This window comes from Superficieibacter sp. BNK-5 (assembly GCF_047456055.1).
GTDB lineage: Bacteria > Pseudomonadota > Gammaproteobacteria > Enterobacterales > Enterobacteriaceae > Superficieibacter.
Genome location: NZ_CP179893.1, coordinates 4,235,786 through 4,255,861, shown reverse-complemented (window position 1 = coordinate 4,255,861; position 20,076 = coordinate 4,235,786). Strand labels below are relative to the sequence as shown.

Annotated in this window: 24 protein-coding genes and 1 pseudogene; 5 read left to right on the top strand and 20 right to left on the bottom strand. The window is 55.9% G+C overall.

Going from position 1 to position 20,076, the window contains the following annotated elements:
• The first annotated feature begins 85 nt into the window (after positions 1-85).
• Positions 86-1,747, top strand: coding sequence for a cellulose biosynthesis regulator diguanylate cyclase DgcQ (gene dgcQ, locus ACMGGS_RS20470; RefSeq protein WP_414164144.1), 1,662 nt, complete (start codon positions 86-88; stop codon positions 1,745-1,747).
• Here dgcQ and ACMGGS_RS20465 read toward each other — a convergent pair.
• Entirely contained in the window at positions 1,732-2,559 is an 828-nt protein-coding gene (locus ACMGGS_RS20465) for a mannosyl-3-phosphoglycerate phosphatase-related protein (protein ID WP_414164143.1), read from the bottom strand. The genes dgcQ and ACMGGS_RS20465 overlap by 16 nt on opposite strands.
• A gap of 304 nt (positions 2,560-2,863) precedes the next feature.
• Complete coding sequence (gene yodD, locus ACMGGS_RS20460; RefSeq protein WP_194206538.1) at positions 2,864-3,094, bottom strand: YodD family peroxide/acid resistance protein; 231 nt, start codon at positions 3,092-3,094, stop codon at positions 2,864-2,866.
• Between the two features lie 129 nt (positions 3,095-3,223).
• Between yodD and dsrB the strand changes: the two genes are divergently transcribed.
• Positions 3,224-3,415, top strand: a complete 192-nt coding sequence (gene dsrB, locus ACMGGS_RS20455; protein ID WP_414164142.1) for a protein DsrB — start codon at positions 3,224-3,226, stop codon at positions 3,413-3,415.
• Positions 3,416-3,454: 39 nt separating this feature from the next.
• Here the strand turns inward: dsrB and rcsA are convergent, their stop codons facing one another.
• The 14 genes from rcsA to fliF form a co-directional block, all read right to left on the bottom strand.
• Positions 3,455-4,078 carry a transcriptional regulator RcsA gene (gene rcsA, locus ACMGGS_RS20450; RefSeq protein WP_414164141.1) on the bottom strand — a complete coding sequence of 208 codons (624 nt, stop codon included), beginning with the start codon at positions 4,076-4,078 and terminating at the stop codon, positions 3,455-3,457.
• A 282-nt stretch (positions 4,079-4,360) separates the two neighbouring features.
• Entirely contained in the window at positions 4,361-5,152 is a 792-nt protein-coding gene (gene fliR / locus ACMGGS_RS20445; RefSeq protein WP_414164140.1) for a flagellar biosynthetic protein FliR, read from the bottom strand.
• Positions 5,153-5,159: 7 nt separating this feature from the next.
• On the bottom strand, positions 5,160-5,429 hold the full coding sequence (gene fliQ, locus ACMGGS_RS20440; RefSeq protein WP_176918972.1) for a flagellar biosynthesis protein FliQ: 270 nt from the start codon (positions 5,427-5,429) through the stop codon (positions 5,160-5,162).
• Positions 5,430-5,439: 10 nt separating this feature from the next.
• The gene (fliP, locus tag ACMGGS_RS20435; protein ID WP_414164139.1) at positions 5,440-6,177 is read right to left on the bottom strand and encodes a flagellar type III secretion system pore protein FliP; all 738 of its coding nucleotides are present in this window, start codon (positions 6,175-6,177) and stop codon (positions 5,440-5,442) included.
• The gene (gene fliO / locus ACMGGS_RS20430; protein ID WP_176918970.1) at positions 6,177-6,551 is read right to left on the bottom strand and encodes a flagellar biosynthetic protein FliO; all 375 of its coding nucleotides are present in this window, start codon (positions 6,549-6,551) and stop codon (positions 6,177-6,179) included. Before fliO ends, fliP begins: the two co-directional genes overlap by 1 nt.
• 1 nt (position 6,552) lies before the next feature.
• Positions 6,553-6,966, bottom strand: a complete 414-nt coding sequence (fliN, locus tag ACMGGS_RS20425; RefSeq protein ID WP_414164138.1) for a flagellar motor switch protein FliN — start codon at positions 6,964-6,966, stop codon at positions 6,553-6,555.
• Positions 6,966-7,967, bottom strand: a complete 1,002-nt coding sequence (gene fliM, locus ACMGGS_RS20420) for a flagellar motor switch protein FliM (protein WP_414164137.1) — start codon at positions 7,965-7,967, stop codon at positions 6,966-6,968. The genes fliN and fliM overlap by 1 nt, the downstream gene beginning before the upstream one ends.
• Before the next feature lie 4 nt (positions 7,968-7,971).
• The gene (fliL, locus tag ACMGGS_RS20415; RefSeq protein WP_414164136.1) at positions 7,972-8,442 is read right to left on the bottom strand and encodes a flagellar basal body-associated protein FliL; all 471 of its coding nucleotides are present in this window, start codon (positions 8,440-8,442) and stop codon (positions 7,972-7,974) included.
• A gap of 105 nt (positions 8,443-8,547) precedes the next feature.
• The gene (locus ACMGGS_RS20410) at positions 8,548-9,690 is read right to left on the bottom strand and encodes a flagellar hook-length control protein FliK (protein ID WP_414164135.1); all 1,143 of its coding nucleotides are present in this window, start codon (positions 9,688-9,690) and stop codon (positions 8,548-8,550) included.
• Positions 9,687-10,130, bottom strand: a complete 444-nt coding sequence (fliJ, locus tag ACMGGS_RS20405) for a flagellar export protein FliJ (RefSeq protein WP_414164134.1) — start codon at positions 10,128-10,130, stop codon at positions 9,687-9,689. The genes ACMGGS_RS20410 and fliJ overlap by 4 nt, the downstream gene beginning before the upstream one ends.
• 18 nt (positions 10,131-10,148) lie before the next feature.
• Entirely contained in the window at positions 10,149-11,519 is a 1,371-nt protein-coding gene (gene fliI, locus ACMGGS_RS20400; protein ID WP_414164133.1) for a flagellar protein export ATPase FliI, read from the bottom strand.
• Complete coding sequence (fliH, locus tag ACMGGS_RS20395; protein WP_414164132.1) at positions 11,519-12,220, bottom strand: flagellar assembly protein FliH; 702 nt, start codon at positions 12,218-12,220, stop codon at positions 11,519-11,521. The genes fliI and fliH overlap by 1 nt, the downstream gene beginning before the upstream one ends.
• Positions 12,213-13,208: a flagellar motor switch protein FliG gene (fliG, locus tag ACMGGS_RS20390; RefSeq protein WP_176918962.1), complete on the bottom strand. Its 996-nt coding sequence runs from the start codon at positions 13,206-13,208 to the stop codon at positions 12,213-12,215. The genes fliH and fliG overlap by 8 nt, the downstream gene beginning before the upstream one ends.
• Positions 13,201-14,904 carry a flagellar basal-body MS-ring/collar protein FliF gene (fliF, locus tag ACMGGS_RS20385; RefSeq protein ID WP_414164131.1) on the bottom strand — a complete coding sequence of 568 codons (1,704 nt, stop codon included), beginning with the start codon at positions 14,902-14,904 and terminating at the stop codon, positions 13,201-13,203. The genes fliG and fliF overlap by 8 nt, the downstream gene beginning before the upstream one ends.
• A 211-nt stretch (positions 14,905-15,115) precedes the next feature.
• Here fliF and fliE point away from each other — a divergent pair, with 211 nt between their 5' ends.
• Entirely contained in the window at positions 15,116-15,430 is a 315-nt protein-coding gene (gene fliE / locus ACMGGS_RS20380; protein WP_194206831.1) for a flagellar hook-basal body complex protein FliE, read from the top strand.
• 85 nt (positions 15,431-15,515) lie between these two features.
• Positions 15,516-16,112, top strand: a complete 597-nt coding sequence (locus tag ACMGGS_RS20375) for a DJ-1/PfpI family protein (protein WP_414164130.1) — start codon at positions 15,516-15,518, stop codon at positions 16,110-16,112.
• Between the two features lie 9 nt (positions 16,113-16,121).
• On the opposite strand, the gene ACMGGS_RS20370 is transcribed toward ACMGGS_RS20375, so the two are convergent.
• The 4 genes from ACMGGS_RS20370 to yedE form a co-directional block, all read right to left on the bottom strand.
• Positions 16,122-17,246, bottom strand: coding sequence for an MFS transporter (locus tag ACMGGS_RS20370; protein WP_414164129.1), 1,125 nt, complete (start codon positions 17,244-17,246; stop codon positions 16,122-16,124).
• Entirely contained in the window at positions 17,243-17,773 is a 531-nt protein-coding gene (locus ACMGGS_RS20365) for a TetR/AcrR family transcriptional regulator (RefSeq protein WP_414164128.1), read from the bottom strand. The genes ACMGGS_RS20370 and ACMGGS_RS20365 overlap by 4 nt, the downstream gene beginning before the upstream one ends.
• A gap of 113 nt (positions 17,774-17,886) precedes the next feature.
• Positions 17,887-18,120 (bottom strand): sulfurtransferase-like selenium metabolism protein YedF, encoded by a 234-nt coding sequence (yedF, locus tag ACMGGS_RS20360; RefSeq protein WP_103674052.1) that lies wholly within the window; start codon positions 18,118-18,120, stop codon positions 17,887-17,889.
• The gene (gene yedE, locus ACMGGS_RS20355) at positions 18,117-19,328 is read right to left on the bottom strand and encodes a selenium metabolism membrane protein YedE/FdhT (protein ID WP_414164127.1); all 1,212 of its coding nucleotides are present in this window, start codon (positions 19,326-19,328) and stop codon (positions 18,117-18,119) included. The genes yedF and yedE overlap by 4 nt, the downstream gene beginning before the upstream one ends.
• 205 nt (positions 19,329-19,533) lie before the next feature.
• Between yedE and yedD the strand changes: the two are divergent.
• Positions 19,534-19,929 (top strand): annotated as a pseudogene (yedD, locus tag ACMGGS_RS20350) (lipoprotein YedD); the annotation flags it as partial.
• Between the last annotated feature and the right edge of the window lie 147 nt (positions 19,930-20,076).

The window sequence follows — 20,076 nt, the reverse complement described above, 5'->3', positions numbered from 1 at the left end:
CCGCGAGCCGGGCATGTTATTCACCCCAGCAAGATCCTGGTCAAATAAGGCGATGCCTGGAGTTTGCATTTAGCGCGAGATAGTAGTGGAAAAACCTCAGTGGCTGAAACATTTCGGCCTGCGCTTTACGCCCGGTCAGGTGGTCAGCCTTTGTTTTATCGTGGTTCTGATCTGCTCGTCTTTTTTGACCTGGCGGGAAGTCGCGGTGCTGGAAGATAACTATATTAGCAGCCAGCGCAACCGTCTTGATAGCGTCTCGCATGGCATGGATATGCAGCTTCAGTTCAATATGGACAGGCTGTTTTTTCTGCGTAACGGTATGCAGGCCGCGCTGAAAACCCCCCTGCAACTAAAGAGTATGTCGATTGCCCATCATGAATTTGATCGCAGGCGCCAGCAGGATGCGTGGTCGGTACAGTCCGGCAGCCGGCATTTGCTGACCGTGAACGGCGTGTCGGATGCCTTTGTTGCGCATGGCTCGGATCTGAACCGGGATAATGCGCTTTTACATAATGAGCTGACGGCGGCGCTGGAGTTGGGCTATCTCCTGCACCTCTCTTCCAGCAGCAATAGCATTGAGTCCCGGACACAGTATGTCTCCCGCGCTGGCTTCTTCGTTACCAGCGATCCACAGCCCATCGCCGATATTACGTCGTATTACGCCAGCGTGATTGCTAAGCCATGGTTTTTTACCCAGTCGGCGCGTGATAATCATGGGCGCGGGATCCGCTGGTATACGGAACAGGCTGAAGCGCGCGGCGTTCAGGTGATTACCGCCAGCATTCCCCTCTATCTGGCCGATCGCTGGTACGGCGTACTGGCGATGGATGTCGACGTTAGCGCATTGCAGCGTTTACTGGTGGAGGCCATTGGCGATCAGCATGAAGGTTCCTGGCAACTCTACGACAGTCAGCTTACCTGGCTGGCGTCGAGCAGGACGGACGTCTCAGACGAGCCAACCCTTAGCGCAACGGATCGTCAGCGTATTCTTACGGATGTCGGGCACGATACGCGCGGGGGGTTTTTGACCGCCAGCGGTTATATTAGCTGGCAAAAGCTCAAAAATTTCGATGGCATCGTATTGCATGTTCATACGCTGCGTGAAGGTCTTGGCGGTGCGTTTGGCAATATTATTATCGCACTGAGCCTGTTATGGCTGGTGTTTACCTCCATTCTGATTTTGTCGTGGATAGTGATCCGCCGGATGGTGCGCAATATGATCGCGATGCAGGAATCGCTTGAGTGGCGGGCATGGTATGACACGTTAACGCGCCTACCCAATCGCGGGGCATTATTTGACCGGGCCGAAGAGGCCGTGCGAGCCTGTCAACTGGCGCAGCAACCGCTGTGTGTTATTCAGCTCGACCTCGATCATTTCAAACGTATTAATGACCAGTTTGGGCATCAGGCCGGGGACCGCGTGCTGTCGCATGTGGGAAGTCTCATCACCAATGCTTTGCGTGAGCATGATGTGGCGGGCCGCGTGGGCGGCGAGGAATTCTGTATCGTCCTGCCCAATACCACGACGGCAATGGCAACCCGCGTTGCTGAACGGATCCGCAATCACATTAGCGCGAAAGAGTTCCTGATACGCAAAAACACCACGCTGCGTATCAGCGCCTCGCTGGGCGTCAGCAGTACGGAAGAGCGCGGGCGTTATGAGTTTGAACATCTGCAATCCATTGCCGATCGTCGCCTGTACCTGGCCAAACAAAACGGGCGTAACCGTGTTTATTCCGCAGGCTGACCGGCAGGAAAGAAATGCGCCATTCCTTCACTCCAGCCCGCCGGGCCTTCCTGTGCGGTATGATAAACGCGCTGTGGATCGTTGCGTTTCAGCCTGACGCCATCACGATTTAAGCCTTTCACCACTACCGCATAGTCAACGACATCCAGCAATGGCGCATCGTTGGGGCCGTCGCCCAGCCCCAAAGTGGTGCGCCGTTTGCCTTCGCGCTGCTGGTATTTATTGAGTAAAAAAATCGTCGCCTGGGCTTTATCACCTCGCTGGTCGAGAACGTGCCAGAAACGCGCGCCCTGAACAATGTGCAGGCCGAATGAGGCCAGCGTCGTGGCAAATTCTGCCATGCGCGCATCGCTGTCGCGCCAGATTAACGTTTCGGAGGCTTCCTGCTGGCGGGCGAGGGTAGCATGCGTGTTGTTGAGGCCGGTCCAGTCGCTAATAATCTGTTCATCCACATCAGAGAAGGTGGTGAATTTAAATCCTTCTTTTTCGCGCAGTGCGGTCAGAACACTGGCAATCTCCTCCTGAGGCGAGCCGGCGATCAGGCGGGGAAAGTGCTCATCATCCTGCCAGCCAGCATCAAGCTGGATCACCGCGCCATTTTCGGCAATAAAAGGCAATCCTTGTAGCCCTGTCTCCTGCTGAATTTGCGCCATTTCGGCAGCGGTTTTACTGCTGCATAAAATTACTGGCGCACCTGCCTCTTTAAGCCGTTGGAGCCACGGTACGGCAGGCTGCCAGTCCCCGGTATGACTTTCAAGCAGGGTGCCTTCCAGATCGGTAAATATCAGCAGCGGTTCACGCAGGTCGGGCATACATTTCTCCTTTCAGTCCGTCATCATTAGCCTGAGATAATTCCTAAATGCAATTTGGCATGCTGAACACTTTTTATGGGAACGAACCCAACAAGCGAGGCGCGGTGCTATCTGTCATAGTTCACCCGCCAGAAATCGTGTTTTTTCGGAACTATTCACCTAGCGAATATATCTTGTCATGCAAAAAAATTGCGGATATGTTTAATGTCACATCAGATTTCCTGGTGTAACGAATTTTAAAGTGCTTCTTGCATTCGCAAGCTTCAACCCGACCCTGACAGGGCCGGGTTTTTTTTGGTGTCGGTTAACGGTTAACTTCGCTCACGCTGAAGTCGTGGATATCCAGCTCAAACGCTTCGGCCAGTTCACGCCAGGTATGATAATCATGCCCGTTGACGCTCGCGTGATGGGGATCGCCGTCGTCAGCGCGTTTAACTTCACCTTCACAAATCTCATTGATCGCCGCCAGCAGGGCATCAACGTCAACGCCGACCTCACGTTTTGCCGTATCGTCATACTCTTTTGCGGTTTTCATAACATTTCCTCACAGGCTGCCGCACAGACTAAGTATAGACCGTCCAGAAAAGCAGCATTCGTCGCGTCAGACGCAGCCAGCACGACGGTTTTGATCTACACTGGCACAAAAACATGTGGAGGTGACACTATGCAGATAAACGATCGCGTGACGGTTAAAACGGATGGCGGACCGCGCCGACCGGGTGTGGTACTGGCCATTGAAGAGTTCAGTGAGGGCACGATGTATCTGGTGTCGCTGGAAGATTATCCGTTAGGCATTTGGTTTTTTAATGAACTGGGACATCATGACGGCATTTTCGTCGAGAAGGTGGATGCCTGATTCTGGACCACTGGCGGGCAGACCCGCCAGTGGTAGTGCTTAGCGCATGTTGACATAAATCCCGGTAGTAACGTTGTCTGTCAATCGGACAACATGATAAATAACCTGTTTATTATGCGTTTTAATCTTTCTTTTAATATTACCTTTATGTGACGATACGGTCTTCGCTTTGATATTCATTTGGTCGGATATCTGAATCGTCCCCTGGCCTGACATCCACATCCGCAGCATAAAAGATTCAGTCCGGCTTAACGACAGCGTCTGCATATTAATTGCGCTAAAATGCTCGCTACCTTTTTTAAGACAATTACCCAAAATATCATCCAGAGATTCAGGCTTGATTGACTTTGAACTAATTAACAAATTCTTTCTCACCAGTAAATACTCATCAAAATGGAGATTAGCAATCGCCATAAATACGATGAATAACGTGTCGGGGTGTTGATTAATGATCTGCCTGATTTGTTGACTACTTTCAGGGTCGTGGATAAAACAGTCTTCATTAATAAACACCACGTCAGGCCGGCTTTCCTCGCAGGCCACCGCCAGGGCTGCTGTGTCCTTTGCATCCCCGATCTCGCGTCGCTTAACTCCCCGACTTGCCAGATATCCGATTAATCCTAATCGGGTATAACTGCACAAGTCCATAATAATCGTTGACATGGCATACCCTCACTCAATGCATAACGATAATTAACCCATTGCCTTACCGATTTCACAACGTCCTGTGGTAATAATTTTTCAGATTAATAAGACAGGCAGAGTTTTTCAGGCCTGAGCACTATCCCGTAAAGTTGCGTATAAGTTGCCAGGAATCATCTTAAACTAAATTGCAGATAAGTTTATGTGATGGGAATTAAAACAACGATTAGCCATTCGGTATATCGTGGAGGGTATACAGTAATTTTTATTTTAGGATTATCCTCAGATAACACCTGCTAATTATCAGGATGTTATTTTCGGTAACTCACTGATTATGTCAGCAAGTAAATTAAAGATCTCGCTAAATAAATGTTCACAGAACGGCGCGATTAACGGCATTAACACCGACATCAGCAGGATGCCGACGCTGAGCGTCAGCGGAAAGCCAATGACAAAAACGGAAAGCTGGGGGGCCATTCTGTTGAGCATTCCCAGCGCCAGGTTGAGCGTCAGCAGCAGGGTGATCACCGGTAGCGCCAGCATCAGGCCGTTAAGGAAAATCAACCCACCCGCGCGGGCGAGGGCTAAAAAGGCATTGCTGTTAATCGGTTCGCCACCGATGGGCAGCGTGTGAAAGGTATCTGCCAGCATAGAGATCAGCCACAGATGACCATTGAACGTCAGGAACAGCAGCAGGGCGAGCATATCCATCAGTCGCGCCAGGACCGGCATATTTAAATTACTGCCCGGATCGATGAAGGTGGCGAATGACAGCCCCATTTGCAGGCCGATAATCTCTCCGGCAGTGCGAATGGCCGCAAAGGCAAACTGCATGGTAAATCCCAGCGCGATGCCGATCAGGATTTGCTCCAGTCCCAGTCCCAGCGCGTCAAGAGAGAACAGTGGAACGTTAGTGGCAGGCAGTGTCGGGGCGATAATAACGGTGATCATAATGCCCAGCCCAAGCTTAACCCGCTTCGGTACGCTTTTTTCACTTAAGATAGGGGCGGTGGAAATCAGCGCCAGCACGCGCAGTAGCGGCCAGAAATAGAGGCCCAGCCAGTGAAGCCATTGATCGTTCGTTACCTGCACCATGCGGCGGTTATCCGATGATGTAGGGAATATTGCTGAACAGGGTGCGCATATAGTCCAGCAGTAAATTCAGCATCCACGGCCCGGCAACGATAATGGCAATAAACACCGCGATGATTTTCGGAATGAAGGACAGCGTCATCTCGTTAATCTGGGTGGCGGCTTGCAGAATACTGATGATAAGACCGGTGATCAGCGCCACCAGCAGCAAAGGCGCGGCCAGCGCGAGGGCCACTTTCATCGCTTCGGTGCCCATCATCATGACCGATTCAGGTGTCATTTCGCGCTCCCTAACTGTAGAAACTCTGCGCCAGTGAGCCGACCAGCAATTGCCAGCCATCCACCAGTACAAACAGCATCAGTTTAAACGGCAGGGCGATGGTCGCGGGTGGCACCATCATCATCCCCAGCGCCATTAACACGCTGGCGATCACCAGATCGATGATCAGGAACGGGATAAAAATGGTGAAGCCAATCTGGAAAGCGGTTTTCAGTTCGCTGGTCACGTAGGCCGGAAGCAGAATGCGCAGCGGCACGGCTTCGGGACCGGCAATCGGGCCGCTGTTCGCCAGCCGGGCGAACAGCGCGAGATCGGCTTCACGCGTCTGGCGCAGCATAAACTCGCGCAGCGGCTGAGCACCTTTCTCCATCGCCACATCCAGCGAGATTTTATTTTCGCTGAAGGGCTGATACGCGTCGGTATAAATTTTGTCGATTACCGGCGACATAATAAAAAAGGTCAGAAACAAGGTCAGCCCCAGCATCACCTGATTCGGCGGCGCGGAGGGCGTGCCCAGCGCATTACGCAGCAGGCCGAAGACGATAATGATGCGGGTGAAGCTGGTGGTCATCAGCAACAGCGCGGGCAGGAACGTCAGCGACGTGATAAACACCAGCGTCTGCACCGGCAGCGACCAGCTCTGGCCGCCGTTGGCGAGCGGCTGGCTGATCAGACCGGGAAGCTGCGCCATAGCCGCAGGGGCTGCCAGCCAGAGTCCGGCCAGCAAAAAGGGAAGTACGCGGCGCATCAGGATCTCCCGGAACGCTTAAGCAGATTTTTCATCATCGACGAAAAATCGGGGGTTGCTGGTGTTGCCGTGGCACTGTCTGGTGCAGCGGGAGGCAGCGTATGCAATAACGAGATTTGTGCGGCGGTCACGCCGAGCACCAGGCGGGCGTCTTCAACCTCCACAATTACAATTCGTTCGCGCGGGCCAAGCGTCGCTCCTGCGCTAACCTTCAGACCGCGTGCTGCGCTGCCTTTGCCGCTGAATCCGACCCGCTTTAACAGCCATGCGGCCATCAGGATCAGGAAAATAATGCCAAGTAACGCGCCGCTGACCTGCATCAGCGACGAGGCAGGGGATACGGCCGGCTGAACGACCGTGGCCTGGGTTTTCATCTTATTTACTCAAACGACGCATACGCTCTGACGGCGTGATGATGTCGGTAATGCGCACGCCGTATTTATCGGCAACCACCACCACTTCACCCTGCGCAATCAGATAGCCGTTAATCAGGATATCCAGCGGCTCACCGGCCAGGCCGTCCAGCGACACCACCGAACCCTGCGTTAGTCGCAGCAACTCTTTGATGGTCATCCGGGTGCGGCCCAGTTCCACGGTGAGTTTGACCGGGATATCCATAATCAGATCGATATCCTGGAGCGTGCCGCTCACATCGCCGCCACCTAACTGCTGAAAAACCGCGTCCGTCGCGCTTTTCCCGGGGGGATTTTTTTGTTCGTTCAACGCTTCAGCCCACAGGTCGTCCATCGATCCGCTGTTGTCATCAGAAGGATTATTCATGTCACTCATTAGGGCTGTTCCTCATTCAGCGAATTCAAAATCGGGTTGATCAAATGTTCAACGCGTAGCGCATATTGGCCGTTGACCGTACCGTACTGGCTGGTCAACACGGGGACGCCGTCCACATGCGCAATAATGCGGTCAGGCTTTTCAATGGGCAGCACGTCGCCGGGTTTCAGTTTCAGGATCTGCGACAGGCGCAGCGAGATATCGGCAAAGTTCGCAATCAGTTCCAGCTCAGAGTGCTGCACCTGGCGCACCAGGTTTTCACGCCAGTTCTGATCTTCGCTACGCGAGTTCTCCAGCGGCGGATTGACCAGCACTTCGCGCAGCGGCTCGATCATGCTGAACGGCAGACAAATATTAAACTCGCCGGTCAGGTTGCCGATTTCCACATGGAACGGCGTATTGACCACGATATCGTTCGGCGAGGTGGTGATATTGGTAAATTTCACCTGCATCTCCGAGCGCACGTATTCCACGTCCAGCGGGTGAATCGCTTTCCACGCGTCGCTGTAGGATTCCAGCGCCAGCTTCAGCATCCGGTTAATCACGCGCTGTTCAGTATGGGTAAACTCACGTCCTTCGACTTTGGTCGGGAAACGTCCGTCGCCGCCAAAAAGGTTATCCACCGCGATAAACACCAGCCCCGGTGAGAACACAAACAGCCCGGTGCCGCGCAGAGGCTTCAGGTGGATCAGATTCAGGTTGGTCGGCACCGGCAGGTTGCGCGCAAATTCGTGATACGGCTGAATGCGGATTGCACCAACCGTAATGTCCGGGCTACGACGCAGCAGGTTGAACAGCCCCATCCTGAACTGGCGGGCAAAGCGTTCGTTAATAATCTCCAGCGCCTGCAGACGCTCGCGCACCACGCGACGCTGGGTGTTGGGATCGTAGGGACGAATGTCGCTGTCGGTCGATTTCCCCGGCTGCGGTTCGTCGGTTTTATCGCTGTCGCCGTTTAGCAGCGCGTCAATTTCGGCCTGAGAAAGAATGCTGTCGCCCATGCCGTTACCGCAAAATAAAGGCTGTGTAGAGGACGTCGGTCACTTCCTGCCCCGGTTGCCCGGCGATCAGCGGCTGCGCCAGCGTGCTCTTGATATCAGCAACGAGTTTTTGTTTGCCTTCATTACTGGAAAGCTGGCTGGCATCCTGGCGGGAAAATAGCAGCAGCAGGCGGCTACGAATTTCCGGCAGATATTCGTTAAGACGCGCGCGGGTGGCTTCATCCTTCAGGCGCAGGGTAATGCCAACATACAGAACGCGATCCGCATCGCCTAAATTAACGGTAAAGGTATCCAGCGCAAAAAAGACCGGCGCGGCAGGCGGTGGTGCTTCCGCGGTAACATGCGCGGCGGGTTGCTGCTGCATACGCCAGTAGCTGTAGCCTGCGGTGGCGCACGCGGCGAGGGTGATTAACACCAGCAGCGGGATCCAAATGGCGCGTTTGCTTTTTTTAGTGGTGATGGCGGAGTCGGTCATCTGATACGTGCTTCCTGTTTCGGTACTGCTTATGGGGTGATTATCCCGTGTCCGTTGGCCGTCAAAGCGTGGAACAGACGAGAATAATCACGCTACCTCTGGCGTTTAAGCAAAGATGTCGACCGCGCTGCTGCCGCCTGAGCGCGATTGCAGACTGGCAGGCACGTTAAGCAATTCATCCTCCTGCGCATCCAGTTGGCTGCCAGTCGGGGTATGGCGAGCAGACTGTTGCTGAGAGGACGACTGCTGTTGCCCGGCAAAACTTTCGCTACTGATGCTGCTCTGGCCAAGCTGTATGCCACTTTCAGCCAGCTGCGTGCGCAGCATCGGCAGCGCGGCTTCCAGCGCGGCGCGCACGTGGCTGTGCGGCGAGACCATCTGTAACTGCGCCTGGTTATCGTCCATTTTCAGGGTAATTTGTACCTGTCCTAAGTCTTCCGGATGCAGGCGCAGCTCGGCGGTCTGCTGGCCCTGGCGGGTAAATAGCGTAATGTGCTGGCTCACCGTCTGTTGCCAGTCCGGGCTGCCCAGCGGGGCGTTGACGGTGGCAATGGCCGCCGCGTGTGCCGGTGCCGGGGTCATTGTCGGGCTGATGATGGGGGCCACGTTAGATGTGGTGGCAACGGGAGAGGGGGTACTCTCCGTTTCAACGCGGACCGCTGCGTTACTTTGTGCCGCCGTGAATGGCTGCGCATCGATCGCCGTCTGTGTCCGTGACGGAGCTTCAGCGGTGACCTCTTTCAGTGATGATGCTTTATCGCCACCCACATTCCCCTTGAGCGGAGCGTTGCCCGTTAGCGTGGGCGTCGCTTCGGGCGCGGCCGGCTGCGTCGACGTCGGCGCAGGGGTGGACGATGGTGGCAGCATCGCCATCAACGCACTGAGATCGGTAAGGTCGTTTTCATGGACCTCCGTTGGCGGCAGGTCTTTTTCTGTTGCTTCGCTGTTGACCACTGGTTTTTGTCCCAGCGTCAGCCCGCTCAGCAGGGTGCGGATATCGCTAAGATCGGTCAGCGTTTCACCCTCGATGCGGGCCTGAAGATCGTTGAGCGTGAGGCCGCTCTTGCGGGCATTCTGCGCACCCGGGCGGGCATCCTGCACGTCTGCCAGCGTCGCCGGGGCACTTTCGCCGCCCAGCGCCCCGGCCAGCAGAGCGAGAAAATCCTGCGCGCCGTCTGTGCTTTTAGCCGACAGTCCACCGGGGGTAATGTTCGCGTCGCTGACGCTGATATCAGGCAATGTGATCACTCGTATTTCCTTTGGGTTGCACGTTGCGCAAACTCATCCATTCTTTTTTGATCGAGACGGTTCTCCGCCAGCAGCGCGGCAGAGTCCTGTCGGTCCGAAAGCGTCTGCCATGCCTGGAGGCGCTGTTTTTTCTCACGCCAGACGTTGAGCGCCTGATCGACTTTGTGGTTCCATTGCGCTAACTGCTGGCGATGCTGGTCAATGGCTTTTTCCAGCGTCTGAATAAATTGCTGGTAGTTTTGCCAGCGCTGACTGCCAATTCCCTGGCTCATACTGGTGTTGAGACTGGACTGGTACTCATCCTGATAATTCATCAGCATTTGTAACTGTTCCTGCGCCTGCTGACAGCCTCGACGCATTTCCCCCAACCGCAGCGCGGCGTTATCGACCTCTTTTTCCGCCAGATCTTTTAAGGTGGCTAATGCGCTATTCTGCGTCACGTTCGTACTCCCGCTTCATTACGCCGCAGGAAAAATCAGGTCCAGCGCCTGAAGTGATTCTTCCCAGCCTGCTTTTTCAAAGATGCCCTGCTGTAAAAACGCCTCCAGCTGTGGCCAGAGCACAATGGCCCGGTCAAGCAGCGGATCGCTGCCTCTGGCGTAGGCACCTACGCTGACCAGATCGCGGTTGCGCTGAAAACTGGAGAGCAACTGTTTAAAATTACGCACCCGCGCGTAATGCCTTTCGTCAATCAGCGCGGTCATCGCACGGCTGATGGAAGCTTCAATATCAATCGCCGGATAGTGGCCTGCCTCCGCCAGACGGCGGGAGAGGACAATGTGGCCGTCGAGAATGGCGCGTGCGGAATCTGCAATCGGGTCCTGCTGATCGTCGCCCTCGGTGAGCACGGTATAGAAGGCGGTAATTGACCCGCCGCCGCTGATCCCATTCCCGGCGCGTTCCACCAGCGCCGGTAGTTTGGCGAAAACAGAGGGCGGATAACCTTTGGTCGCAGGAGGTTCACCGATGGCCAGCGCAATTTCACGCTGCGCCATCGCGTAGCGGGTGAGGGAATCCATAATCAGCAGTACATGCTGGCCGCGATCGCGAAAATCCTCGGCGATACGCGTGGCGTAAGCGGCGCCCTGCATTCGCAGCAGGGGAGAGACGTCTGCCGGAGCGGCAATCACCACCGAGCGGGCGCGACCTTCCGGGCCGAGAATATTTTCGATAAAGTCTTTGACTTCACGCCCACGCTCGCCGATAAGCCCCACCACAATCACATCCGCTTCGGTGTAACGCGCCATCATGCCCAGCAGGACGCTTTTACCGACGCCGGACCCGGCAAACAGTCCCATACGCTGCCCACGGCCGACGGTGAGCAGGGCATTAATGGGACGCACGCCGGTATCCAGCACGTGTTCAATCGGGGTGCGTTGCAGCGGGTTAAACGGCTGGGTGATCAGCGCCCCGCTTTCGATGGTATCCGGGGAGGGGAGGCCGTCGAGCGGTTTGCCGCTGCCGTCAAGGACGCGCCCGAGCAGCGCCGGACCAAGCGGCAACTGCTTGCTGCTGTGCAGGCCATCGCCGCTGTTGTTACGGGCATAAACGCGCGCGCCGGGCAGAATACCTTCGACTTCTTCCAGCGGCATTAAAAACAGGCGCTGACCGTTAAAACCAACCACTTCACTTTCGACTTCCTGCGTTTCGCCCCGGTCCTGACGCTCAATAATGCAGGTTGCGCCCAGCGGTAGCTGGAGTCCGGTGGCTTCCAGCACCAGCCCGGTAGCGCGGGTCAGCCGACCGTAGCGGCGCACGGACGGTAGCTGGGCCATTTTGGCTTCAACATTATCCAGCGTTTGCAGCCAGCGGCTGAGGCGGGAGGTCATTAACAGGCTCCCGGTGCCGCCAGACGGCACAGTTCCTGCCAGCGCGTCGCAACGCTGGCATCCAGATCGCCCTCGTCGGCGGAGACTTTACAGCCGCCGGGATGCAGCGTGGTATCGCCGCGCAGCCGCCAGCCGTGCAGGCTGAGGGTCGCGCCAAGCACGTCTTCTACGCGCTGCAAATCGTCCGGATGGACGCGCAACTGCGGCTTGCCGCTGAACAACGGCTCCTGCTGAAGTAACTGCTGGATCTGTTTAATTAAGCCGTGGTTATCCACCGCCGGCATATCGCCGATAATCTGCCGGGCTGCCGTCAGCGCCATTTGCGTCAGACGTGAGGCAATTACGCTGTCGAGGGCATCCAGCGTATTCTGGAATTCACTCACCAGTTGCTGCATTCGCGCGTGCAGCGGTTCCTGCAACTGACGCGCCTGAAGCTGCCCCTGCTCCAGACCCTGCGCCAGTCCTTCCTGATACCCCTGCGCATGACCAGTCTGGCGGCCTTCGGCCATTCCGGCAGCGTAGCCCTGTTCATGGGCCTGAATTTGTAGCTGCGCCAGCTGCTGCTGAAGCTGCTGTTCGGGAGAAATCTCCTCCTGAGGCGGCAGCGACGTTGGCGCGTCATCCTCGAACGGCGCAGCCTCGGTCAACGGCGCAAACAGGCTGTCAGGCTGCCAGATTTTCCACGGCAGTTGATCAGACATAGGTATCCTCGCCGCTGCCGATCACCATTTCGCCGGTTTCCGCCAGACGACGGACAATCAGCAGAATCGCTTTCTGCTCGTTTTCCACCTGCGACAGGCGGACCGGACCCCGGTTGGCGAGATCGTCGCGCAGGATATCGGCGGCACGTTGCGACATGTTGCGCAGGAATTTTTCGCGCAGCGGCTGCTCGGCACCTTTGAGCGCCACCAGCAGGGATTCGGAATCCACTTCCTGCAACAGACGCTGGATGCTGCGGTCGTCCACTTCGACCAGGTTTTCGAACAGGAACATCTCGTCGATGATCTTCTGAGCCAGCTCGCCGTCGAATTCGCGCACGGCAGAGATAACCGCTTCTTCCTGCTGCGTTTTCATCAGGTTGATAATTTCGGCCGCGGTTCTTACGCCGCCCATTTTGCTGCGTTTGAGATTCTGACCGTCGAGCAGGTTGTTGAGCACTTCGGTCAGCTCCGCCAGCGCGGCAGGCTGAACGCCGCCGAAGGTGGCAATACGTAGCATCACATCGTGGCGCAGGCGTTCGTCGAACAGCGCCAGAATATCCGCCGCCTGGCCGCGTTTGAGGTGTACCAGAATGGTGGCAATAATCTGCGGATGCTCGTCGCGAATCAGATCCGCAGCGCTCTGCGGCTCCATAAAGTTGAGCGTTTCAATACCGCTCGACGTTTCGCGGGTTTCGAGGATATCTTCCAGCAGGCTGGCGGCACGCTCTTCGCCCAGCGCTTTGACCAGCACCGACCGCAGGTATTCGCTGGCGTTAACGTTGAGCGCGGCGAACTGTTCCGCCTCCTGCTCAAACTCGCCCAGCACTTCTGTCAGCTGCTTGTTGGAGATTTGCCGCACGTTGGCCATCGCCGAACTCAGGTGCTGGACCTCGCGGTTGGAGAGATGTTTAAACACCTCCGCCGCGCGATCTTCACCAATGGTCATCAGCAAAATGACGCTTTTTTCCGTTCCGGTTAGACTACTCATGTTCGTTATTCATCCACTGGCGAATGACCAGCGCGACGACGCGCGGATCGTTATCTGACATCTCACGAATACGCTGGCTCATCACTTCTGCGCCCATACGCTGATTGGCGCGACGTTGCTGGGTCAGTTCATCTTTGGTCAGGCGAACTTCAACACCATCCACCGTGCTGGTGCTTTCCTGACGCACCTGCGCTTCTTCCTGTACGGCTTTGATCTCTTCCTGACGGCGCACCAGTTGCGGACGCACCGCTTTACGCCACAGCAGCCACGCGACCAGCAGCACCAGCAGCCAGCGTCCGGCGATCATCAACTGATCGATAAACGACTGCTGTTGCCAGAACGGCAGTTCGCCGCCGGTCTCATCCACCGCGCTGAACGGCGAGTTCACGACGTTTAGCGTGTCGCCACGGGTGGTGGAAAAGCCCATGGCCTCACGGGTGAGATCTTCAATCTGCTTCATCTGATCGGCGGTCAGCGGCAGCGGCTTGCCATCCGTCAGGGTGCGATAATTCACCACTACGGCAACAGAAAGTCGCTGGACATCACCTACGTTTAATTTGGTGTGGCGGATAGTACGGTCAACTTCATAGTTGGTGGTTTCGTTACGCTGAGAACTGCGCGGACCGGCGTTGTTGCCGGAGGTCGACGTTGACTGCGTGTTTTGCTGCGCATTTTGTTGGCCGTTCTGCGCGGTGGTTGTCGGCGGATTGGCAATCGGCGCGGTATTGGCCGGTGCCGGCTGATTAGAAAGCGCGCCCGGCACGCCGCCCACGATCCCGCTACCGTTCTGTTCGCTGAGGTTTAGCTGGCGGGAACGCATCGCCGCCTGGCTGCTGTCGCCGTTCGGGTGGTATTGCTCTTCGGTTTGTTCTTTATCGGCGAAATCGATCTGCGCCGTCACCTGAGCATGGACATTGCCGTTACCGACGATAGGGCCAAGGATAGATTCGATGCGGCGCTGGACGCGGCCTTCCACATCGGAGGCGTATTTCAGTTGCGCATCGTTCAGCGCCCGGTCGCTGGTATTGGATTGGGTCAGCAGATGACCCCCCTGATCGACCAGCGTCACGTTACCCGCGGGCAGGCCCGCCACCGCGCTGGAAACCAGATGGACCACGGCGCTAATTTGCCCTTCATCCAGCGCCCGGCCCGGTTCCAGGTTCACCGTCACCGAGGCCGAAGGGGATTTTTGCTCGCGCACGAACAACGAGGGCTTTGGCATCGCCAGATGCACACGCGCGGTTTTTACCGGCCCGAGTGTTTCAATGGTGCGTGCCAGTTCACCCTCCAGCGCACGCTGGTAGTTGACCTGCTCACTGAACTGGCTGATGCCGAACTTTTCCTGATCCAACAGCTCGAAACCGACCGCGCCGCCTTTCGGCAGCCCTTGCTGCGCCAGACGCAGACGCAGCTCATGCACTTTGTCCGCCGGAACTTCAAGCGCGCCGCCGTTATCGGCAAAGCGGTACGGGATATTCATCTGCGTTAATTGCTGGACGATGGCTCCGCCGTCCTGATCGGACAAATTGCTGAATAGCGTGCGGTAGTCCGGGCTTTTTGCCCACAGTACCATAGCGACAACCACGGCCACGGCAGCGGCGCTTATTACCATCAGCGGAATTTTAGGATTGGCGCGCAGGCGATTGATCCACTCGGCGGTTTTCGCTTGTGTCGTGGTCGTTGCAGCCGCGCTCATTGCGCACCTCGTAAATCCTGGTGGATGGCGGTAAACGTGTAGTGAAACAAAACTGACTCCCGGGTCGGCAAACGCATACTGTTAGCCCCGCCATTATTTGTCGGTTTTGGATTTTCGATGGGCGAAATAACCTGTTTTTTCTGCGTTATTTAACGCCTTTATCCCATTGACAAACTGGTAATCTCACCGCGTTGAATTTCACCAGGGGTAAATAATGGCCGTTCAGGGTATTGAAGGGGTGCTCAGCACACTACAGGCGACCGCCAGCATCGCGCGTAATCAGAGCGTGCAAAATGAGCCAACCGTCGGCTTTGCCGGGCAGCTTCACGCTGCCATTGACCGGATCAGCGATACGCAGAATGCCGCCCGTGTGCAGGCTGAGAAATTTTCGCTGGGCGAGCCGGGCGTGGCGCTGAATGACGTGATGACCGATCTGCAAAAATCCTCCGTGTCGCTGCAAATGGGCATTCAGGTGCGCAATAAGCTGATTGCGGCGTATCAGGATATTATGGCGATGGGGGTGTAAGAAGAAACACGTTTTGTACTTCCTGACGCCTTGACTTATGGTGTGAAGACTCCCCGCTGGGGTCATCCATCTGTATGAGGTGAATATGGATCTGAAGACCGTTTCTGTACTTCTGTTCGATGATTTTGAAACTCTGGATGCGATGGGGCCGGTTGAAGTCTTTGGCTGCTTACCCGGCTGCCAGCTACATTTTATCTCCCGCCACGGCGGCGAGGTGACCAGTTCACAGCGCGTGGTGGTGAAAACGGAACAGGCTGTTATTAGCCCTTCTGAGGCCATCCTGATCCCCGGTGGGCAAGGCACCCGTTCGCTGTCACAGGATGCCGATTATCTTTCCTGGCTGCAGTCGCAGGTGGACGCCGCGGCATTATGTATGACGGTGTGTACCGGTTCTGCGCTGCTGGCCTGCACCCCGTTGCTCGACGGGATTCACGCCACCAGCAATAAACGTGCTTTTACGTGGGTCACGTCACTGAACAACCGTGTTCACTGGCAGCCCAGCGCCCGCTGGGTCAGGGACGGCAAATTTTACACCTCATCCGGCATTAGTGCGGGTATCGACATGGCGTTGCAGGTGGTGGCTGATTACCGTGGCCTTGAACAGGCGCAGGATATTGCCCGACGAATGGAGTACGTCTGGAATGACGATGCGGGTAACGATCCGTTTGCGGTGGACGCGTAATAGTAGAGATTAATCATGTCGTGCAGGAGGTGCAAAAAACAGCAACACGGTGCCTATAGCGGCATAAAGACTGAGCGAAAGCGCGGTTCCCATGCTGGCATACAGGCTGCCGAAAATAAGCGCGCCGACAGCTTGCCCCGCCGCCAGCATAAAAAAGGCGATGCCAACGTTGGTGGCAGCAGCGTCTGGATTGATGGCTGCGCCACTTACCAGCAGCACGCCGGAGAGCGTGATATAGCCCACGCCTGCCAGCGACACGGCGATATATAACCCGTCATTAAACCCATGACTGAACGTCAGGATCAGCAATGTGATCACCATAAAAAACAGCGCAACCCGGTAAACGACGTTTAATCCCAGCCGGTTAATTAAGGGGCCGGTAAATACCCCCAGAATTCCCGCGCCGCCTCCAGTCAGCCATAACATGCTGGTCATCTTGCTTCCTACATGCAGTTGCTGTTGCAGGATCTGCGGACCAAAACTCCACCACGCCGCGCTGGCAAAACCGCTGATAAACGCAATAACCGCCAGACGCTTTATGGCAGGGGTCAGTAAACGCGCACCGTTGCGGACGTGTGATCGTTTTTCTGCGGGAAGATCGCGTACTATCAGCGGCAGGCAGGCCAGCGCAATCAGTGCAAAGACGACGCAGGCGGCACGCCAGCCGCCAGGCATAAAGAATAAGATCGGTACCGACAGAATAATACCCGCGCTGGTGCCCGCATTAATCAACGTATTGACCTGGGGCTGGCGATGCTCAGCCACTCGCAGACTCACTGCATCCGCCAGCGATGGAGATGCCAGACCGGGGCTTAAGCCGGCAATGAACACGCCGACGCCCAACAGGGCAGGAGAGGTGGCCATCGCCATCAGCAGTAATCCTGCCGCCGCGCAAAGCGCCGTGATGATAGCGGACAACCGGGAACCATACCGCGAGCTCAGTGGCGACGCGCCCACAACCGCAATACAGTAGGCAGCAAAGCTGGAAGCGGCTATCGTCCCCGCTTGTGATGCGCTCAAAGGAATGTCGTGGTTAACCGCAGGCAGCATCAATCCCCACGAAAAACGCGCCAGTCCGTAGGTGACGGCGATCAGGGCAAAGCCAGTGATGGCCAGCGGCAGGGATGATTTCATATTTTCACCTTGCCGTGCGCCAGGAGGAACAAGGCGGCCTCACCTGCGCGGAAAGCGGCTTCAGGACCGGTAATCAATGCCGAGGTAATCGCCCCTTCAAACAGTATCCAGATGGTATCCGCTAACGCCGCGTCGCTGCTGCCAAGGCACTCGGCGATATAGCGACGCAGCGCGTAGCGAAAATCCAGCGCCAGCGCGGACAGCCGCATATCCTCGCGGGCATATTCTCCCCAGGCTTTTATAAAGAAACATCCGGACGCGCCGTACTCGTGCATCCACTGCTCAAGCAGTAAGAATAACTGGCTAATCGCCTGCGGATGGCCGGGAGCATGCAACCCCTCAAAAAAACGCTGCTGGCGTGCCGCCATCACCGCTTCAGTTAAGATTTCCCGGGAAGGAAAGTAACGGTAAAAGGTGCGGGTAGATACCTTCGCTTCCTGACAGAGTTGGTCAGTGCTGGTGGTATGAAACCCGTTTTCATAGAACAGCCGCTCAGCGGCCTGAAGGATGTCGTCTCTTTTTCGCATACCTTTAAAAGTAAACCGATCGTTTTACTTTTGCAAATCACCAGCGCCGAATCACCGGAGAAAAAGAGCTTCTAATATTGCCATGGCCGGGGTGATTTCCCCGGCCAGCTTGCTTACTTCTGAATCAAATAACGAATCGTTGGGCCATCCTGCTGAATATCCAGCACCGTATAGCCATGATTGCGCGCATCAAGCGGAATGTTATTGATGGACTGGGGACAATCGCTGACCACTTCCAGGATCTCACCTTTTTTTAATTGCGGCAGCGCTTCCAGGGTAGCCACCGCCGGATAAGGGCAAGGCTCGCCGACCATATCAAGACGGTAATCCGGAACAATCGTTTTCATGCCATCTCCTTAACATCGGTAACGGGAAGCGTTTTACGGCGGAAGAAATGTTTCTCCCAGCCGATAATTAACATCAGCGCGATAAACAGCATGGCATAGGTCATCAACAGACCGCCGAGCGGTCCAAAGGTATTCAGTAAATTCACCTTATCCCAGTTGGTAGCCAGCGTCGGGGCGAGATCGTCCCAGTAATACGCGAGGATCGTAGAGCCGATAACGTTACCCAGCCCGACCCACCAGTAGTGAACCTGGCCCTCCACCGCGCGGTACATCCAGCCGGTTTCACAGCCGCCCGCCAGTACAATGCCAAAGCCAAACAGCAGGCCGCCAAGTACCGCGTTCGGACCGGCCCACATGATTTTCGGCGCAACGCCCAGTTGCACATAGCTGAAGATGCCGATGGCGCTCACCGCCATACCGAAGATGATGGCCTTCGCCATATGGGTGCGTCCGGTGATCCACATATCGCGGAACGCTGAGGTAAAACAGATTTGTGCGCGTTCGATCAGTAAACCAAAGCCTACGCCAAATAGCATCGCCAGCCCCAGCTTCGGCTGATTCATTGCCGTCAGGAGTGCCCAGCCCAGCATGCCGACAAAGACCAGCATCCCGAGACGGAAACGGCGGCGCGCCTGTTCCGGTTTTTGCGTCAATGGCGACGCGGCGGAGACTTTTTGCATCTTAACCGGAATACGGAAGATCGGCAGAAGGGTGAAGCGGGCGCCAAACCACGATCCTAATGCTGTGGCAAGCGCGAAGAACCAGGCGTGCAGGGAGAACTGTGGAATACCAGTAAAGAACGCGGCAAGATTACAGCCCATTGCCAGACGCGCGCCGAAGCCGGCAATAATGCCGCCTGCAATGGCCTGGAAAATACGGATCCGGCTACGTGGGAGACGCAATTTAACGTTATTGGCCCACAGCGCCGCCGCAAAACAGCCGCCAAACATGCCGATAATCATCATCCCGTCGATGCGGGTTAAGGGCGAACCGTCAAGATAAATAAGTTTGTAATATCCCCATTCCTCGGCGTGAACCCCGGCCAACTGGAGTAACTGTCCGCCCCAGCGGGTAAATTCGCCGGTCACGGCCCAGAAGGTGCCGGTAATACCAAAATAATAGGTGGAGAGAATACCCGCTGCGATAACGGCGGGAGCAGGTGCCCAGAATTTAATCAGGTAAGCCTGTTTGAAGTGTTGCCAGGTCATTAATATTGCCTCTGAACTCAGAAGGATGTAATACGCACGATGAGAGGGTGCTGGAGAAGAGGGGATATTACGCGAAATGATAAATATGACTAATGGAAAAAAGACAAAATGTCGATGAGATCAATTTATAACGCGCGTGGGGAATGGCTGGCAGGCTCAGGGCTTTAATGCCACAATGTTTTTTTTGTTCGTTGCAGGATAGATGATGAAAAAAGTAGCGTTTGCCGGCCTGCTGCTGGCCCTGACAGGCTGTGCTCAGGTCGATAACTATGAGGACGTGGTGAAAACGCCTGCGCCTGGCGATCTGGTGGGGTACTGGCAGTCAAGCGGCCCGCAGACCAAACTGGTCAGCCCGGAAGCGATAGCCAGCCTGATTGTGACGCGTGAGGGCGATACCCTTGACTGCCGCCAGTGGCAACGCGTGATTGCGCTGCCGGGTAAATTGATGAAGCGGTCAGATGATTATTACAACGTCACGAATAAACTTGAGGTTTATAACCTGGAGCGTAGCGGGGCAGAGCTGGAGTATGCCGGCATGACACTGCATCGTGTCGACCGCCCGACGCAGGAATGCGCGGATTATCTGGCAAAAAATCCGCTGTCGGCTCAACCGGTAGTGACAAAGCCTGCGGCGGGGAAAGTCGAAAGCGTTAAACCGAAAGAGAAGAAAAACCGGGTTTACCGTTGAGGATGAGTCACCCAACGTGACTATAGGTGGATTCAGCCCGGCCGGCTGAAATGCCCGGTG